This is a genomic window from Pannonibacter sp. Q-1 (assembly GCF_054073275.1).
In genome coordinates, this window is record NZ_JBSXNB010000009.1 from 175597 (window position 1) to 191103 (window position 15507).

The 15507-nt window shown below is 64.5% G+C and carries 16 protein-coding genes; 9 read left to right on the plus strand and 7 right to left on the minus strand.

Annotated elements, in window-relative coordinates:
• Positions 1-70: 70 nt before the first annotated feature.
• Positions 71-2638: a TIGR02302 family protein gene (locus tag ACVNHC_RS21945; protein ID WP_457169463.1), complete on the plus strand. Its 2568-nt coding sequence runs from the start codon at positions 71-73 to the stop codon at positions 2636-2638.
• A 47-nt stretch (positions 2639-2685) separates the two neighbouring features.
• Here the strand turns inward: ACVNHC_RS21945 and yddG are convergent, their stop codons facing one another.
• Entirely contained in the window at positions 2686-3573 is an 888-nt protein-coding gene (gene yddG, locus ACVNHC_RS21950; RefSeq protein ID WP_457169465.1) for an aromatic amino acid exporter YddG, read from the minus strand.
• A gap of 204 nt (positions 3574-3777) precedes the next feature.
• Here yddG and ACVNHC_RS21955 point away from each other — a divergent pair, with 204 nt between their 5' ends.
• Positions 3778-4266 (plus strand): GNAT family N-acetyltransferase, encoded by a 489-nt coding sequence (locus ACVNHC_RS21955; protein WP_050474145.1) that lies wholly within the window; start codon positions 3778-3780, stop codon positions 4264-4266.
• A 283-nt stretch (positions 4267-4549) separates the two neighbouring features.
• Here ACVNHC_RS21955 and ACVNHC_RS21960 read toward each other — a convergent pair whose 3' ends face one another.
• Positions 4550-5575 carry a DUF2125 domain-containing protein gene (locus ACVNHC_RS21960; protein ID WP_457169467.1) on the minus strand — a complete coding sequence of 342 codons (1026 nt, stop codon included), beginning with the start codon at positions 5573-5575 and terminating at the stop codon, positions 4550-4552.
• A 103-nt stretch (positions 5576-5678) separates the two neighbouring features.
• Here ACVNHC_RS21960 and ACVNHC_RS21965 point away from each other — a divergent pair, with 103 nt between their 5' ends.
• The gene (locus tag ACVNHC_RS21965) at positions 5679-6209 is read left to right on the plus strand and encodes a gamma-glutamylcyclotransferase (RefSeq protein WP_050474074.1); all 531 of its coding nucleotides are present in this window, start codon (positions 5679-5681) and stop codon (positions 6207-6209) included.
• A 16-nt stretch (positions 6210-6225) separates the two neighbouring features.
• Here the strand turns inward: ACVNHC_RS21965 and ACVNHC_RS21970 are convergent, their stop codons facing one another.
• The 4 genes from ACVNHC_RS21970 to ftsE form a co-directional block, all read right to left on the minus strand.
• Positions 6226-6993: a lysophospholipid acyltransferase family protein gene (locus tag ACVNHC_RS21970; protein WP_457169469.1), complete on the minus strand. Its 768-nt coding sequence runs from the start codon at positions 6991-6993 to the stop codon at positions 6226-6228.
• A 72-nt stretch (positions 6994-7065) separates the two neighbouring features.
• The gene (locus ACVNHC_RS21975) at positions 7066-7836 is read right to left on the minus strand and encodes a YdcF family protein (protein WP_457169471.1); all 771 of its coding nucleotides are present in this window, start codon (positions 7834-7836) and stop codon (positions 7066-7068) included.
• Positions 7837-7952: 116 nt separating this feature from the next.
• On the minus strand, positions 7953-8996 hold the full coding sequence (locus tag ACVNHC_RS21980; protein WP_457169473.1) for a cell division protein FtsX: 1044 nt from the start codon (positions 8994-8996) through the stop codon (positions 7953-7955).
• Between the two features lie 22 nt (positions 8997-9018).
• A complete protein-coding gene (ftsE, locus tag ACVNHC_RS21985) occupies positions 9019-9678 on the minus strand; it encodes a cell division ATP-binding protein FtsE (RefSeq protein WP_072242530.1) in 660 nt (219 codons plus the stop codon).
• Positions 9679-9875: 197 nt separating this feature from the next.
• Here ftsE and ACVNHC_RS21990 point away from each other — a divergent pair, with 197 nt between their 5' ends.
• The 6 genes from ACVNHC_RS21990 (at position 9876) to ACVNHC_RS22015 (ending at position 14571) form a co-directional block, all read left to right on the plus strand.
• Positions 9876-10880: a zinc-ribbon domain-containing protein gene (locus tag ACVNHC_RS21990; protein ID WP_050474077.1), complete on the plus strand. Its 1005-nt coding sequence runs from the start codon at positions 9876-9878 to the stop codon at positions 10878-10880.
• Complete coding sequence (gene hpt, locus ACVNHC_RS21995; protein WP_186391361.1) at positions 10877-11440, plus strand: hypoxanthine phosphoribosyltransferase; 564 nt, start codon at positions 10877-10879, stop codon at positions 11438-11440. Before ACVNHC_RS21990 ends, hpt begins: the two co-directional genes overlap by 4 nt.
• A gap of 1 nt (position 11441) precedes the next feature.
• Complete coding sequence (locus tag ACVNHC_RS22000; protein ID WP_019964371.1) at positions 11442-11837, plus strand: response regulator; 396 nt, start codon at positions 11442-11444, stop codon at positions 11835-11837.
• Positions 11838-12073: 236 nt separating this feature from the next.
• A complete protein-coding gene (locus ACVNHC_RS22005; RefSeq protein ID WP_058898456.1) occupies positions 12074-12964 on the plus strand; it encodes an HpcH/HpaI aldolase/citrate lyase family protein in 891 nt (296 codons plus the stop codon).
• A 36-nt stretch (positions 12965-13000) separates the two neighbouring features.
• Positions 13001-13204, plus strand: coding sequence for a DUF1737 domain-containing protein (locus ACVNHC_RS22010; RefSeq protein WP_050474080.1), 204 nt, complete (start codon positions 13001-13003; stop codon positions 13202-13204).
• Positions 13205-13212: 8 nt separating this feature from the next.
• On the plus strand, positions 13213-14571 hold the full coding sequence (locus tag ACVNHC_RS22015) for an MFS transporter (protein ID WP_058898457.1): 1359 nt from the start codon (positions 13213-13215) through the stop codon (positions 14569-14571).
• A gap of 59 nt (positions 14572-14630) precedes the next feature.
• Here the strand turns inward: ACVNHC_RS22015 and ACVNHC_RS22020 are convergent.
• A partial coding sequence (locus ACVNHC_RS22020) for a methyl-accepting chemotaxis protein (protein ID WP_457169477.1) occupies positions 14631-15507 on the minus strand: 877 nt, incomplete at its 5' end.

The window sequence follows — 15507 nt, forward strand, 5'->3', positions numbered from 1 at the left end:
CGCGGAGAGATACGGTTTGGCGGAACAGGACCCAGTTGAGCGCACGTTTCCATCCGGGCAGGAGATTGCCGTGACGGATAGCGACAGACTGTCTCTGCCGCAGGATCTGACGCGGGCGGCGGTGGACAAGCGGCTCAAGGCCGTGGTCTGGCGCAGCCGCGTTGCGCTGTTCTGGGAACGGCTCTGGCCCGCGCTCTATCTGCCCTTCATCATTCTTGCCCTGTTTGCCGGTCTCTCGCTCGTCGGGACCTGGCTCGTCGTGCCGGTCTGGCTGCGGCTTGTGCTGGTGGCTGCGCTGGCCGGGGCATTCTTCTGGTCGCTGCGCCCGCTCCTGGGCCTGCGCTGGCCCAGCCGTCAGGATGCCCTGCACCGGGTGGAACTGGTCAGCGGACATTCCCACCGGCCGCTCACGGCGATCGAGGATGACCTGCCGCCCGGCAGTGCCAGCCCGGAAACGCTGGCCCTGTGGGAGATGCACAAGCGCCGCATGGCCGAAGCCCTGCGTTCCATGCGGTCCGGCCTTGCCCACCCGGAAGCCTTCCGCCGCGATCCCTATGCGCTGCGCGTGGTTGCCCTGATGCTGCTGGTGACCGGATTTGCGGTCACACAGGACGGTACAAGACTGAACCGGCTTGGCTCGGCCTTCACCTCGCCGCTCGACTTGCAGGAGGTTGCCAGCCGTATTGATGCCTGGGTAACGCCGCCGCTCTACACGGCCCGCGCGCCCATCTATCTCACCGGGGAGAGCGCTGCCCTGCGCGATCCTTCCGTGCCGCTGAAGGTTCCGGCGGGCAGCGTGCTGACCCTGCGGGCGCAGGGCACGTCCGGCCTTGCCATTTACAAGGACGGCGAGGTGGTCACTCCGGCGCAGGAGGATGAGGCCGCAGCATCCCAGAACACCGGTGTTGAAGAGCAGCGGCTGACGCTTTCCGAAAGCGGCTCCTATGCGCTGCAACAGGGCGGCACCGTCATTGCCACCTGGCCGTTTGACGTGCAGCCGGATCTGCCGCCGACCATCCGCCTGCTGGATGATCCGGAAGCCCAGCTCAGCGGTGCGCTGAAGCTCAGCTATCTGGCGCAGGACGACTACCGGGTGACCGGCGCAGAGGCACAGATCGAGCCCGCGCCGAAAGCCTCAGACACCAATGAAGAGCCGCGCCCGCTGGTCGAGGCGCCGCAGTTTCCCCTTTCCGTTCCGCCGCAGGCACCCGGCTCGGCCAAGCCCGGCGAGACGATCCGTGACCTGACGTCTCACCCCTGGGCGGGTTCCGAGGTGCTGCTGACCCTGATTGCCCGCGATGAGGCGGGGCAGACCGGCACGTCGGACCCTGCGGCCTTCACCCTGCCGCAGCGCCGTTTTTCCAAGCCGCTGGCCAAGGCCGTGGTGGAGCAGCGCCGGGATCTGGCGCTGGATGCCAATTCGCAGCTGCGGGTGATCGATGCTTTCGATGCGCTGCTGCTGGCGCCCGAGGCCTTTGATGTGCAGCCGCGCGTGCATCTGGGCCTTGCCTTCGCCTACCGCAATCTGGTGGCCGCCCGCAACGACGAGCAGCTGAAGGAGCTGCTGCCGCTTTTGTGGGATCTGGCGCTCTCCATCGAGGACGGTGACCTCTCCATGGCCGAGCGGGCCCTGCGCGATGCGCAGGAGGCTTTGCGCAAGGCGCTGGAAGAGGGAGCATCCGATGAGGAGATTGCCCGCCTGACGCAGGAGCTGCGGCAGGCCTTGCAGGAATACATGCAGGCGCTGACCGAACAGCTGCGCCAGAACCCGCAGGCCATGCAGCCGTTCAATCCCAATCAGCAAAGCCTGAGCACGCGCGATCTCGACGAGATGCTGCGGCGTATCGAGGAGCTGGCACGCAGCGGCTCGCGCGATGCAGCCCGTGATCTGCTCTCCCAGATGCAGCGCATGCTGGAGAACCTGCAGACCGGCCGCCCGCAGATGGCGCCTGACGGCCTCACCAACGAAATGATGGAGATGCTGAACCAGCTTGGCCAGATGATCCAGCGCCAGCAGGAGCTGATGGACCAGACCCACCGTTTCAACCAGCAGCAACAGCAGCAGGGCCAGAACGGCCAGAATGGCGAACGGCAGCAGGGCGAAGGGGATCAGCAGGGCGGCCAGAATGGCGGGCAGGGCCAGCAGATGACCGAAGAGCAGCTGCGCAACCTGCTCGATCAGCTGCAGCAGGGCCAGGGCGATCTGGCCCAGCAGCTGCAGCAGCTGATGGAGCAGATGGAGCGCAACGGCCTGTCGCAGAACGAAGGGCTGGGCGAGGCGGGCGACGCCATGGGACAGGCCCAGCGGTCACTCGGGCAGGGGCAGGGCGATCAGGCGGTCGGCCAGCAGGGCGATGCCCTCGACGCATTGCGCCGTGGCGCCCAGCAGCTGGGCGAGCAGATGATGGGCATGGGCGAAGGGCAGGGCATGAGCCAGCGTTCGCCTATGGATACGGACCCGCTCGGCCGTCCGCGCCGCAATCAGGGGCCGGATCTTGGCAGTCAGGTGAAGGTGCCGGACGAGATCGACGTGCAGCGGGCGCGCCGCATTCTGGAAGAACTGCGCCGCCGCTTCTCCGACCCGGCCCGGCCGAGGCTGGAACTCGACTATCTGGAGCGGCTGCTGCGCAGCTATTGACGGGTGCCGGGGGGCGGATGTGCGCCCCGGTCATTCAGCCTCGTTCCTCAGCCCGCAGCGCGCTTGAAGATCATGTCCTTTGCCGCGATGACGGCGCCGATGGTGATCAGAATGCAGGCTGCACCGACGATCCAGGTGAAGGTGCCGAAGCCGAAGGCAATCAGCAGCAGCGTCGAGAGGAGCGGGGCCGAATAGGCGGCCGCGCCCAGAACCTGAATGTCGCCGCGCTTGACGCCAATGTCCCAGGTGAAGAAGGCAAGGCCGACCGGCAGCAGGCCAAGCGCCACGACGCTGGCCCATTCCACCGTGCCGGAGGGCCAGACGGTGTCTTCCAGCACCAGATGGCAGATGGCCGACAGCAGCGCCGTCATCAGGCAGAAGCCGGCCACTGCTTCCGTCGGCACCTCGCCCAGGCGGCGGGAGAGCACCGAATAGGTGGACCAGAACAGGGAAGAGGCGACCGCCGCGCCATAGCCGAGGGCAAAGGCGGGATCGAGGCTGAGGCCCTCTCCCTTGCTGACCAGCAGCGCTGCACCGCCGAGGCCGAGCACCGTCCCCAGGATGTGATGCAGCTTCAGTCTTTCGCCCGGCAGCAGGGCGGAGAACACCACGATCAGCAGCGGCCAGGTGTAGTTGATGAGATTGGCATCGACCGGCGGCGCGTTGCGGATCGCGGTGAAATAGAAGAAGTGAAAGCCGAACAGCCCCACCGTGCCGAAAGCCCAGACCTTCAGCGGCTGGCGCAGGGCGGAGAGTTTTCCGCGAAAGGCGAGCCACAAAAAGGCCAGCAGGCCCGACAGACCGAAGCAGAGCGCGTTGAGCAGGAACGGCGGCACCGCGCCGGACCCGGCACCGAAGACGCCAAGAGTGGCCCACATGAGCACGGCCGTGAGGCCAATGAGTGTGGCGCGGAAGCGGGCGGCTTGGTCGGTCATGGCATCCTGAGGAAATGGTGCGGCGGGTCTTGCAGCGACAGAAATACATAGTCCTTGAGGTGGCGCAAGGACAGGCATGCCTCATCTGCGTGCATTGTGCAGCTGTAACAGCTTTAGCAAGGCTCAAGCGCCCATGGGCTGGTTATGCCGCCTCATCAGGTGCTTGATCGTCCCGCCGGTTCGGGACATGTTGCGCATGTAACGATGATCCGACCCATAGCGGAGACCGAATTGACCAAGCTCGACATCAAGGCTCTTGGCCCCGACGATGCCCTGCACCTTGCGCCCCTGATTGCTGAAAATGCCCAGGCCCTCAAGCGCGGCGCCCCGCGCCGTCCGGACCAGTTCTATGCCGAGCGCATTCTGGGTGACCGCTCCGCCGAAGTGATCGGCGCCTTCGTGGACGGGCAGCTTGTCGGTTTTGCGGTCTTCTTCGATCTGCCGGAACTGATCACGGGCCTGCGCTCCGGCCAGATGGACCACATCTACGTGCGCCCTGAGTTCCGCCAGAAGGGCATTGCCCGCAAGATGATCCAGACCCTCGTCACCGAGGGCCAGAGCCGTGGCTGGCTGCAGCTGCGCTGGATCGTGCCGAGCAAGAACGCTCCTGCACTCGCCCTCTATGACCAGATCGCCGAGCCCGATCATCACAAGAGCTACATCATCGCCATCGACCGGCTGGCGTCAGCCTGACGCAGCTTGGGGCGAAGCGCCCCGGATGCTGAACGTCAGATCCGGGGCAGCCTTGCCAGAGGTTGGCCGGAGTTTGGCTGGAGTTTGGCTGGAGTTTAGGTCGCAGACACGCTTGCTCCGCCCTCTTTTTCGTCATGCCATGACTTGATCATGGCATCCATTCCCTTTCCGCACGCCAGCGCAAAAGCCAGATGACGGGCATTGGCATGGATGCCATGGGCGGAGCCATAGCATGACGAATGCGGTGGAGTCTCACGCGGTCAAAGGGGCTTGAAGCTCCCCCTCAATACACGGGGTCGATCTGCGCGAACGGCAGGATGCCGATGCGGGCGGAGCCGTTGGTGAGCTGCACCTTTGCTTCCACCGCCGCCTTGCCATCCACTTGCGTTGCCTTGCCGAAGCTGATGACGGCGCCCTGCAGCGCTTCCGGGAAGCCGGAATCGGACGGGAAGAAAGGGGCAAGAACGGCCTTGATGCCGTCCGGTTCCACCGCTGTCAGCGGCAGCTCGCCGGACAGGGTGCCGTTGGTTTCCAGCCGGATCTGACCGGTGGTGTTGAGGCTGGTGCTGCCGGTGGTGAGTTTCAGGGCGCTGACGATCAGCGCCGGCTGGCCGTCCGTGCTGGCGAACAGGCCTTGCGGCACGGTGCCTGACAGCAGTGGTGCGCCGCCGGAAATCTGACCGATGAAGCTGCCGTCACCGGGCTGATCCTCCGCCGTCACCTTCAGGCCCTTGAAGCTGACGGCCAGATCCAGATCGTCCGGCTGTGCCGGATTGGGGCGCAGGTGCAATTCTCCGCCTGCCAGAGACACTTCACCTGCATCGGGGTTCTCGGACGCAAAGAAACGAGGGGCTGCGATCACCCCATCCAGCTGGCGCAGGCTCGTGCCGTTAAAACGCAGGCTGGCGCGCAGGCTGTCCCATGTGCCTTCCTGGATCGGGCCGTCGCCGGGCGCAAAGGAGGCCATCGGGCTGTCCGCCTCGATGATCATGTGCTGCGGATTATAGGCGAGCGCGACGGCGCGCAGCTCGGCGACACTGACGAAATGGCCCACGGGCGTGCGCAGGGCAAAGTCCTTGCAGGTCAGCTCGAAGCGGAACGGATAGCCGCCGAGGCCGCGCTCGCTGCAGGCGATCTCGAAGCCCATGGCCGCTGCACTCTGCAGGGTGGCATCAATCTGGCTGTTGACGAAGCTGCGGGCCGCAACCCAGGCCACGCTCCATCCACCGGCCACAAGCACCACGGCTCCGGCGAGATAGATGAACTTGCGGCTGGAGGATTTGCGCGGCGCGGAAGTCGGTTCGGTCATGTCTGTCCTCTGGTGCCGCAGTCCACTTGCAGCACGGCCATTGAAACTTGCCCGGCGCATTGCTAAGTGCGCGGCTCAGGCAAAACAAGGTATCGTGACCGATATGGGCGATTTGTGGGTTTTTGGCTACGGCTCTCTCATCTGGAAGCCCGGTTTCCCGTTCGAGGAGAAGCGTCCGGCGCTGCTGCACGGTGCCCACCGCTCGCTCTGCGTCTATTCCTGGGTGCACCGGGGCACGCCGGAGCGGCCTGGCCTCGTTTTCGGGCTGGACCGGGGCGGCGCCTGCCGGGGCATGGCCTTCCGTGTGAGGGAACAGGACCGGGACGGGACGATCGAATACCTGCGCGCCCGCGAACAGGCGACCATGGTCTATCTGGAAGCCCTGCGCCCGGTGCGCTTCGCCGATGGCACCAATGCCACTGCGCTCACCTATCTTGTTGACCGGCAGCACCCGCAATATGCGGGCGTGCTGCCGCTGGAGCGTCAGCTGGAGCTGGTGGATGGGGCTGTGGGCCAGTCCGGCGCCAATCCGGAATATGTGCTGAACACGGCGAGCCATCTGGAAGAGCTGGGCATCCATGATGCCCGCGTCTCCTGGCTGGCCCAGCGGCTGAAGCAAATGGCCTCAGCCTGACGGGGCTTTCCCCTGATCAGGCCCCGCGCGGCGGAATGGTTTTCAACACCGGTGAGGGCCGCTCTGCCTGCCGGGCTTCCTCGATGAGGCGGTTGGACGCGCTTTCGATCTGTCCCGTCAGCGTCTCGAAAAAGACGGCCGGCTCAAGGCCCGGCTCGATGGCAGGCAGGAACTCGACAACCACCTTGCCCGGATGGATCAGGAAGCCCTTGCGCGGCCAGTAAAGCCCTGCATTGAGCGCCACCGGCAGCACCGGACAGGCAAGATCCCGGTAGAGATGGGAAATGCCGTATTTATAGGCGGGTTCTGCGCCGGCCGGACGGCGCGTGCCTTCCGGGAAGATGAGGATCTGGCGGCCTTCGGCAATCGCCTCGCGCGCGGCTGCCATCATGGCGGCGAGTGCCGCAGAGCGCTTGCCCCGGTTGATGGGGATCTGCTTCATCTTGGCCGTGTACCAGCCGAAGATCGGGATCCAGCGCAGCTCCCGCTTCAGAATGTAGGTCGGGTCCGGAAAGAACGGGATGAGGGCGAAGGTTTCCCAGGCGGACTGGTGCTTGGATGCCACCAGAAAGCCGCCCTGCGGGATGTTCTCAACGCCCCGGTACTCCACCCTGAGCCCGGCGATCCAGCGCAGCAGCGCCAGATTGACCCTTGCCCAGAACGGCACCACCACCCAGGCCATGCGGCGCGGGGCCAGAAAGACGAAGGGGCTGTAGACCACCATCTGAACCAGTGTCAGCAGGTAGAAGGCAATCTGGAAGAGAAGCGAGCGCAGATAGATCATCAGGAAACCGGACTGGAGACAGGAACGGGCTGGAAGCCGGGCAGACTGAGCGGCGCGGCCGGGTTGAGGCCATCAGCCCGCAGCAGAAACACCCAGAGTGCTCACCCGCAACCGCGCGAGGGTATACTTCACAAATTCCCTCAGGAGAAGCCGTAAGGTCCGCGGCTCCGCGTACCATCGCTCCAGGTTGAGATCGCCCGCAAACACCGGATAGGGAATGACCACCAGATCCGGCATGACTGCATTCAGCTCCATCTCGGCACGCGGCATGTGATAGGCGCTGGTGACGAGCACGAGCGAGTCATAGCCGTTCGTCTTCGCCCAGATGGCGGCCTCGGTGGCATTGCCGATGGTGTTGAGGGCCTTTTTGTCGAGGTCGATGCAGCAGTTGAAGAGGTCCCGTTCGGCCTCCGTGCGCAGCCGCAGCTGGCGTGCGGTGGTGGCCGGATAGACGCCGGAGATGAGCAGGCGCTGGGCGCGGCCCTGCTGCAGAAGCTGGACGGCGGTCTCGATCCGCTCCTGGCCGCCGGTCAGCACCACGATGGCATCGGCGCGCGGGTCTTGCGGTTGATCGATGGTGACGACATCGGCGGTGAAGCGGATGAAGGAAATGAGCAGCCACAGGCATACAAGCGCAGCGGCAATCCCCAGTGCCTTCAGCGCCAGCCAGCGCTTGTAACCCCGGCGGCGAGGCTGCAGAGCCTGCGGCGCAGGCCCTGGCTGCTGCTCTGCCTGTTCCCCGGCCGGCTCTCCTGCCGGCTGTCCTGCTTCGGGCGCAAGGGTCTGATCTGGCTCGTGACTTGCCCGCTCCCCGGACGCAGCCAGCAAAGCCTCAGCCCGCACACGGTCCTCCGGGACCGGTGCAGGGGCGGCAGCATCAGGCTGTTTGTCCGAAGGCGCAGGTTTCATCGTGCGAAGATTATAGACCAATTCCGCTGTTTCTTGGATGGATGTTGCAGTCAGTCGATTTTGGCAAGGTGGGATTTGACTGCAAGGCCGGAGGTCAGCGCCGTCAGCACGGCGACGATGAAGACAATGCCGACCACTCCGAAGTAGCCCGGCGTGCCGACCGCCACGGAGCCGAACAGCGCCGACATCTGGTCGGCACCGGCCATGCCGGATGTTTGCCGGGTGAAGACTTCGAGCAGAATGAAGCAGAAGGAAGCGGCAAGCCCGCCGGCTATTCCTCCCTTGAGACCCAGCACAAGGAAGTGGCGCTGGAACTCGCGGGCGATGAAGCCGTCACTGGCGCCGACGAAATGCAGCACAGACACAACGTCGCGGTTTCCGGCCATGGCCGCACGGGTGGCAAAGATCACGCTGAGCACCATGGAAAACAGCACCAGCGCCAGGATGCCGAAGCCCCCGGCCACCACAGCCCCGGCCATGGCGGCAAGGCGGGAGGTCCAGATGCTGTGATCGTCAAGGCTGGCGCCGCGCACGTTCTGTTCGATCGACTGCTTCAGCGCCGGAAGATCCAGCTCCTGCGGACTGCTGACCGTCACCTGGATCAGGCGCGGCACGGGCAGCGTTTCGAGGTCAAGGCCGGCGCCGAGCCAGGGCTGCAGCAGCTGGCGGGTTTCCTCGTCCGACAGGGCGCGCACCGTGCCGATGCCGGGAAATTCCTGCGTCAGCGCCACGGCCTTGTCGATCTCGCGCAGCATGTCGACCCCGTCGGCGGGGCGGATCTGCACGGTCACTTCCCGCACGAGGTCATTGCTCCAGTCGTGCGCCGCCTCCCAGACGACAGAGACGGAGCCGACGGTGAGGCAGGCCAGAAAACTCATGATGGCGACGACGAGCGTCAGGGCGCGTCCGGCCACGGACTGGGACGGGACGATCGCTGCTGACGGCCGCAGGCGTGCGTCCTGCCCGCCTGCCGCAGCTTTGACCTTGCCGCGCAGGGACAGCTTCAGCGAAGGGCGCGGCAGCTTGGTCCGGCTCTTCTGCTGTTGCGGCGCCTTTGCGCCGGTTTTCTTTGGTGGCGGGGCCTTGGATGCCATGCGCGGTGCCTTCCCCATGCCCTCAGTCAAAAATGGACAGGCGCCCGTCCGCCAGAACCATCCGGCGCGCCTCGACCTGTTCAAGCAGGGTGATGTCGTGGGTGGCAATCACGACGGATGTGCCAAGCCTGTTGAGTTCAATGAACAGCCGCAACAGCCTGCGGGCAAGGGGAGGGTCGACGTTTCCCGTCGGCTCATCCGCCAGCAGCATGTCCGGCCGGGTGATCAGTGCCCGTGCGATGGCCGCGCGCTGCTTTTCACCGCCCGAGAGAACCGGCGGCAGCACATGCATGCGCTCGCCAAGGCCCACCCATTTCAGCAGTTCCACCACGTCCGAGCGGTAGCTCGCTTCTTCCTTGCCCAGAACGCGCAGCGGCAGGGCGACATTCTCGTAAGTCGTCAGATGGTCCAGCAGACGGAAATCCTGAAACACCACGCCGATACGGCGGCGCAGCTCCGGCAGTTCCTTCTTGGCGATGGTCGCCATGTCCCGGTTGAACACGCGAATGAGGCCGCGCGTGGGCCGCAGCGACAGAAACAGCAAGCGGATCAGCGTTGTCTTGCCCGCGCCGGAGGGCCCGGTCAGGAACTGAAACGACTGCGGCTCGATGCTGAATGTCAGGTCGCGCAAGATTTCCGGCCCCATGCCGTATCTCAGCCCGACGTTCTCGAAACGGATCACGCAAAACCTCCGTGGACGGCGCTCACCCTAGAGCCATCCCTTTAACGCTTCATTAAACATATGAATGTCCTCTGGACCAGAATTGGGGGAGCTCTGACGCAGGTCTTCCCCCCAATTCAGCACCGGACTGCTATCATCCGCGTCATGGATGGCACCATCAAGGCCCCGTGAGGCCGTGGAGCGAGGGTCTCCCAAACATGAAGATCACCTGTCCGGACTGCGATACCTCCTATGACATCAAGCCGGAAATGGTTGGCCCGGAAGGGCGCAGCGTGAAATGCGCGCGCTGCGGAAACCGCTGGTTCATCAGCCCGCGCAAGGAAGATATCCCCGCGCCTGCCTCCCCGGCTGCCTCTGCCGGAGGCGCTGCAAAGGCGGCAGCAAAGCCTGCCATGGCCATCGAGGATGAGCCGGAGACAGACGAGGACGAGGATGAAGCGGCATGGGTGGAGGATGCCACGGAGGAAGAAGCCCTTGCCAAGGGGCGCGCGTTTGAGGATGAGGAGCCCGAACCTGCCAAAGGATCTGTGGATACTCAGGGTAAATCAAAGACTGGTAGAGATGCGCCGCCGGAATACCCAGATGTAGTGGCCTCCGATGCAAATGATGAAACGGACGAGGAGGAAAATGCTCGCCGTACGATTGACATCGAGTCCCTTGCCAAGCGTAAGAAGATCAAGGTTAACACGAAAAAACCCAGGCGGGAGCGCGACTGGTCATTCCTGACCCGTCACGTGACGGTGAACAACCTGCGCCGTACCGGCGGCCTTTTGATCTTTCTTGCAGCGGCGGGATTCAGCGCGCTCATCTTCACGAACCGCCAGTTCGTGGTCAAACACGTTCCGGACCTTGCCAGTCTGTTCGACATGATGGGACTTCCGGTGAACTTGCGCGGACTTGAGTTCCGTGATTTGAGAACATTCAGGGAAGTCGACGAGGGGACCATCGTTCTGGTTGTCGAGGGGACAATCCAGAGCGTATCGGAACAGCCTGCCGCAGTACCCGCGGTGCGCCTGTCGCTGCGAAGCGAGGATCAGCAGGAGATTTACGCCTGGACCCTCGAACCGCGTGCGGTGGCATTGGAGCCGGGCGCGAACACGCGCTTCAGGACCAGGCTGACAGATCCTCCCGCAGACGCCGCAGATATTCAGGTCCGCTTTGTGGACCGCCGCTCAGGACAAGCAGCAGAAGCAACAAGATGAAGCCGGTGATCCATACCCTTTACGATGAAGCCGAGATCGCCGCACGGGTCGAAAGCCTTGCCAGCGAAGTGGCTTCTTCCCGTCCGCATCAGCTGCTGGTCGTGGCTGTGCTCAAGGGCAGCTTCATCTTTGCCGCCGACCTGGTGCGTGCCATGCACCGTGCCGGCCTGGAACTCGAAATGGAGTTCATGCATTTATCCAGCTACGGGGCAGGGACCGTAAGCTCTGGAAATGTTCAGGTTCTGCGTGACGTTGAAAGTCTTGTTAAGGATCGCGATATCATACTGGCGGATGATATTTTGGAATCCGGACGTACCCTGAAGTTCGCCAAGGACAGGCTTCTTGAAAGGGGCGCGCGTTCGGTCAAAGTCGCCGCACTGCTGGACAAACCGTATCACAGAAAGGCCGATATTCAGGCTGACTATGTGGGCTTTAATTGTCCGGACAAGTTTGTGGTGGGTTACGGGATGGACATGGGGCACGCCTGGCGGCAGTTGCCCTTCATCGGGTATGTGGCCGGGGAAGAGGCTACACCCCCTCGCGAAACAACGGGAGTGTGATATGGCCCGGATTCTTCTGACGGAAGATGACGAGGCGGTTCGCAGCTTTGTGAAACGCGCCCTTGAACTGGATGGCCACACCGTCTGCGCCTCGGAAGATGGCGGAGCGGCGCTGGAAACGCTTGTCCGCGAGAGAGGCAGCTTCGATCTGCTGCTGTCCGACATCAAGATGCCGGTGATGGATGGCATCGCCCTGGCGCTGGCCACCGCCCGCGACTGGCCGAGCCTGCCGATCCTGCTGATGACCGGTTTTGCCGACCAGCGTGAACGGGCCAACGGCCTCGACGAGCTGGTGCATGATGTCATCACCAAGCCCTTCTCGCTGGCCGATATCCGTCAGGCCGTGCGTGACGCCATCCATGGCGTCGTCCGCGAACAGCGCCGCCTGTCAGCCTGAGCGGTCAATCTGCTGTCTTACTGGACGCGGCAGCTCTGGCATGTGTGAACCCGGCGTTTTCGCCGGGTTTTATTTTGGGCGGCTCTGCGCTGCTGCACCTGGGAGCCCCGAAAAGATACCCAGGAGATACCCGCCGAAAGGCGAGTGGAAAAAGCGGCGGCCACCGTCTAGCTTTTGCGCTCCAGCTTTTGCACTGCAGAAACGCAGTGCCGCAAAGACCCGCAGGAGGACCGCCCGTGACCGCAAGCTTCAAGCCCCGCCGCTCGGCGCTCTACATGCCCGGCTCCAACGGCCGGGCGCTGGAAAAGGCGCGCAGCCTCGGCGTGGACTGCCTGCTGCTGGATCTGGAGGATGCCGTGGCGCCCGATGCCAAGGAAGCCGCCCGCCAGCAGGTCTGCGAGGCCGTGACGGCCGGGGCCTTTGCGGGGCGCGAGGCGGTGATCCGCATCAACGGGCTTGATACCCAATGGGGCGAGGCGGATCTGGAGGCGGCGATTGCCGCAGCCCCCGATGCCATCCTCCTGCCCAAGGTTTCGTCCCTTGCGGATGTGGAACGCGTGGCGCACCGGCTGAAGCTGGTAGGCGCCCCTGCCTCCGTGAAACTCTGGGCGATGATGGAAACGCCGCTCGCCATGCTGCATGCGGCCAGCATTGCCTCGGCGGGGCGGGACCCGGAAACACGCCTCACCTGCTTCGTCATGGGCACAAATGATCTGGCCAAGGAAACCCGCGCCCGCCTGCTGCCGGGCCGGGCCGTGATGATGCCCTGGCTGATGACCTGCGTGGCCGCAGCAAGGGCGGGCGGGCTTGATATCCTTGACGGTGTCTACAATGATTTCAACGATCTGGACGGTTTTGCCGCCGAATGCGCGCAAGGGGCGGAGATGGGAATGGACGGCAAGACGCTGATCCATCCCAAGCAGATCGACGCCTGCCATGCCGCCTTTTCGCCCTCGGAGGCGGAAATCGCCTGGGCGCAGAAGATCAACGATGCCTTCGCCCTGCCGGAAAATGCCAGCAAGGGGGCGATCCAGATCGACGGCAAGATGGTGGAGCGGCTGCATGCGGACATGGGGCTGAGGGTGCTGGCCATTGCCAAGGCCATGGCGGCATCTGCGCAGGAATGATATGCCGGAGCAGTTCTTGTTCCTGGAAAGATTGCCATGAAACTCTACCGCTTCATCACCGGCCCCGACGACAGCCAGTTCTGCCACCGTGTCACGCAGGCCCTCAACAAGGGCTGGGAGCTGGCCGGTGCGCCGCAGCTGACCTTTGATGCCACCCGCGGCATCGTCGTCTGCGGCCAGGCCGTGACCAAGGAAGTGCCGGGCGACTACACCCCCGATATCAAGCTCGGCGACTACTGAGCCGCTTGATGAGCACCGCAGGGCGGAAGGCAGGGGCTGCCGGCGTCGCTGGCTGGGTTCTGTTCGACTGGGCAGCCCAGCCCTTCTTCACACTGGTGACGACCTTCGTCTTCGCGCCCTATTTTGCCTCCGCCCTTGCCGCCACCCCGGCGGAAGGGCAGGCCCTCTGGGGCTATGCCACCTCGGCGGCGGGGCTTGCCATTGCGCTGCTCGCCCCGTTCCTTGGCTGCGTTGCCGATGCAGGCGGGGCACGCAAGCCCTGGATCGCGGCTCTGGCCGTGCCTTACGTGCTGTCCTGCCTTGCCCTGTGGTGGGCCGTTCCCGGCACCGGCTACGGCATTGCCGTGGCGCTGGCGGGCTACGCGCTGGGCACGCTCGCGATCGAGTTCGCCACGGTCTTCAACAATTCCATGATGGGCTCGCTGGTGGCGCGTGACAGGCTCGGACGCCTGTCGGGCGCAGGCTGGGCGGTCGGCTATCTGGGCGGCCTGATCAGCCTCGTCATCGTGCTTGGCTTCATGGCGGCCAATCCGGAAACGGGCAAGACCCTGCTGGGTGCGGACCCGCTGTTCGGGCTTGATCCGGCCGCGCGCGAAGGGGACAGGGCGTCGGGGCCGTTTTCGGCGCTGTGGTTCCTCGTCTTCGTGCTGCCGATGTTCCTTTTCACGCCCGATGAGCCGCGCCGCATGGGGGTGAAAGCCGCTGTCCGGCAGGGCCTTGCTTCCCTGCGCCGCAGTCTTGCAGACCTGCGGCAGGTGCCCGGCGTGGGGCGGTTCCTCATCGCCAACATGCTTTACAACGACGGGCTGGTGGCGCTGTTTGCCTTTGGCGGTATTTATGCGGCCGGTGTGCTCGGCTGGGGCACGATCCAGATCGGCACCTTCGGCATCCTGCTCACCATCACCGGCACCATCGGCGCGCTGACCGGCGGCTGGCTGGACGACCTTATCGGTTCGCGCAAGGTCATTCTGGGGGCGCTTGGCGGTCTCATCCTGTGCGGCCTCGGCCTTGTTTCGGTGGACCGGGACACGGTGTTCTTCGTCTTCGATGTAACGCCTGCCGCCCCCGGCGCGCTGTTCGGGTCCCTGCCGGATCTGATGTTCCTCGTGCTCGGCGGCTGCATCGGCGCGCTGGCAGGGCCGTTGCAGTCGGCGGCGCGCAGCCTTCTGGTGCATCTGGCGCCGGAGGGACGTCAGGGCCAGTTCTTCGGCCTTCTCGCGCTGTCGGGCAAGGTGACCAGCTTCCTTGCGCCGCTGGCCGTCGCCCTTGTCACCACAGCCACCGCCAGTCAGGCGGCAGGCATGGCGGTGATCCTCGTGTTCTTTGCCGGCGGGGCTTTCGTTCTTGCAGGTCTGAAGCCGCGCTGAAACGGCAACAGCCCCGGCGGATGCCGGGGCTGCGCGTTTGCGTTGGATGCTGCGGCCGGTCAGGCGCTCTGGCGGATGTCCCGAAGGAACTGCTCCACTTCCTGCCGCAGCTCGCTTGCCTCCTGCTGGAGGATTGCGGCCGAGGAGCTGACCTTGCGGGCCGTTTCGCCGGTTTCGTTGGCTGAAGCGGACACGGCGACGATGTTGCGCGTCACTTCCTGTGTGCCGTTGGAGGCTTCCTGAATGTTGCGGGCGATTTCGGTGGTCGCAAGGCCCTGCTGATCCACGGAAACCTGGATGCTGCCGGAGATTTCGTTGATCTGCTCGATGGTCGAGGAGATCTCCTGAATGGCCTTCACCGCATTGGCCGTTTCCGACTGGACCGACTGGATCTGGCTGGAGATTTCCTCCGTCGCCTTGGCCGTCTGGTTGGCCAGTTCCTTCACTTCCGCAGCCACGACCGCAAATCCGCGGCCGGCCTCGCCGGCACGGGCCGCCTCGATGGTGGCATTGAGGGCGAGAAGGTTGGTCTGCTCGGCAATGGCCTGGATCAGCGCCACCACCTCATTGATGCGGCTGGCGGCATCGGCCAGTGCTTCGATCTTGCCATTGGTGGCCTGTGCCTGATGCACGGCCTGACCGGCGATCCCGGCAGACTGTTCCATCTGGCGGCGGATTTCCGAAACGGAGGCCAGCAGCTCTTCGGCAGCAGAGGCAACAGCTTCCACGTTGGCAGCCGCTTCCTCGGAGGCGGCCGCAACGGCGGTGCTCTTGGCGCTGGTGTCGTCCGCGCCCACCGTCAGCACGTTGGAAGCATTGTTCAGGTCGCCGACGAGGCTTGAGACCGTCGTGGTGAGCTTCGAAAGGGGCTGACATAGATAGCTAGGAAAGGCTATTTTTGTCAGATGGTTAAGTTCAGGCGCCGGAGCAGGCTTC

What these genes read in the sequence shown, in the direction of transcription:
- yddG (WP_457169465.1), bottom strand. Translation starts at nt 3,573, where the DNA reads ATGACCGACCAAGCCGCCCGCTTCCGCGCCACACTCATTGGCCTCACG.
- ACVNHC_RS21955 (WP_050474145.1), top strand. Translation starts at nt 3,778, where the DNA reads ATGATCCGACCCATAGCGGAGACCGAATTGACCAAGCTCGACATCAAG.
- ACVNHC_RS21960 (WP_457169467.1), bottom strand. Translation starts at nt 5,575, where the DNA reads ATGACCGAACCGACTTCCGCGCCGCGCAAATCCTCCAGCCGCAAGTTC.
- ACVNHC_RS21965 (WP_050474074.1), top strand. Translation starts at nt 5,679, where the DNA reads ATGGGCGATTTGTGGGTTTTTGGCTACGGCTCTCTCATCTGGAAGCCC.
- ACVNHC_RS21970 (WP_457169469.1), bottom strand. Translation starts at nt 6,993, where the DNA reads ATGATCTATCTGCGCTCGCTTCTCTTCCAGATTGCCTTCTACCTGCTG.
- ACVNHC_RS21980 (WP_457169473.1), bottom strand. Translation starts at nt 8,996, where the DNA reads ATGGCATCCAAGGCCCCGCCACCAAAGAAAACCGGCGCAAAGGCGCCG.
- ACVNHC_RS21990 (WP_050474077.1), top strand. Translation starts at nt 9,876, where the DNA reads ATGAAGATCACCTGTCCGGACTGCGATACCTCCTATGACATCAAGCCG.
- hpt (WP_186391361.1), top strand. Translation starts at nt 10,877, where the DNA reads ATGAAGCCGGTGATCCATACCCTTTACGATGAAGCCGAGATCGCCGCA.
- ACVNHC_RS22000 (WP_019964371.1), top strand. Translation starts at nt 11,442, where the DNA reads ATGGCCCGGATTCTTCTGACGGAAGATGACGAGGCGGTTCGCAGCTTT.
- ACVNHC_RS22010 (WP_050474080.1), top strand. Translation starts at nt 13,001, where the DNA reads ATGAAACTCTACCGCTTCATCACCGGCCCCGACGACAGCCAGTTCTGC.
- ACVNHC_RS22015 (WP_058898457.1), top strand. Translation starts at nt 13,213, where the DNA reads ATGAGCACCGCAGGGCGGAAGGCAGGGGCTGCCGGCGTCGCTGGCTGG.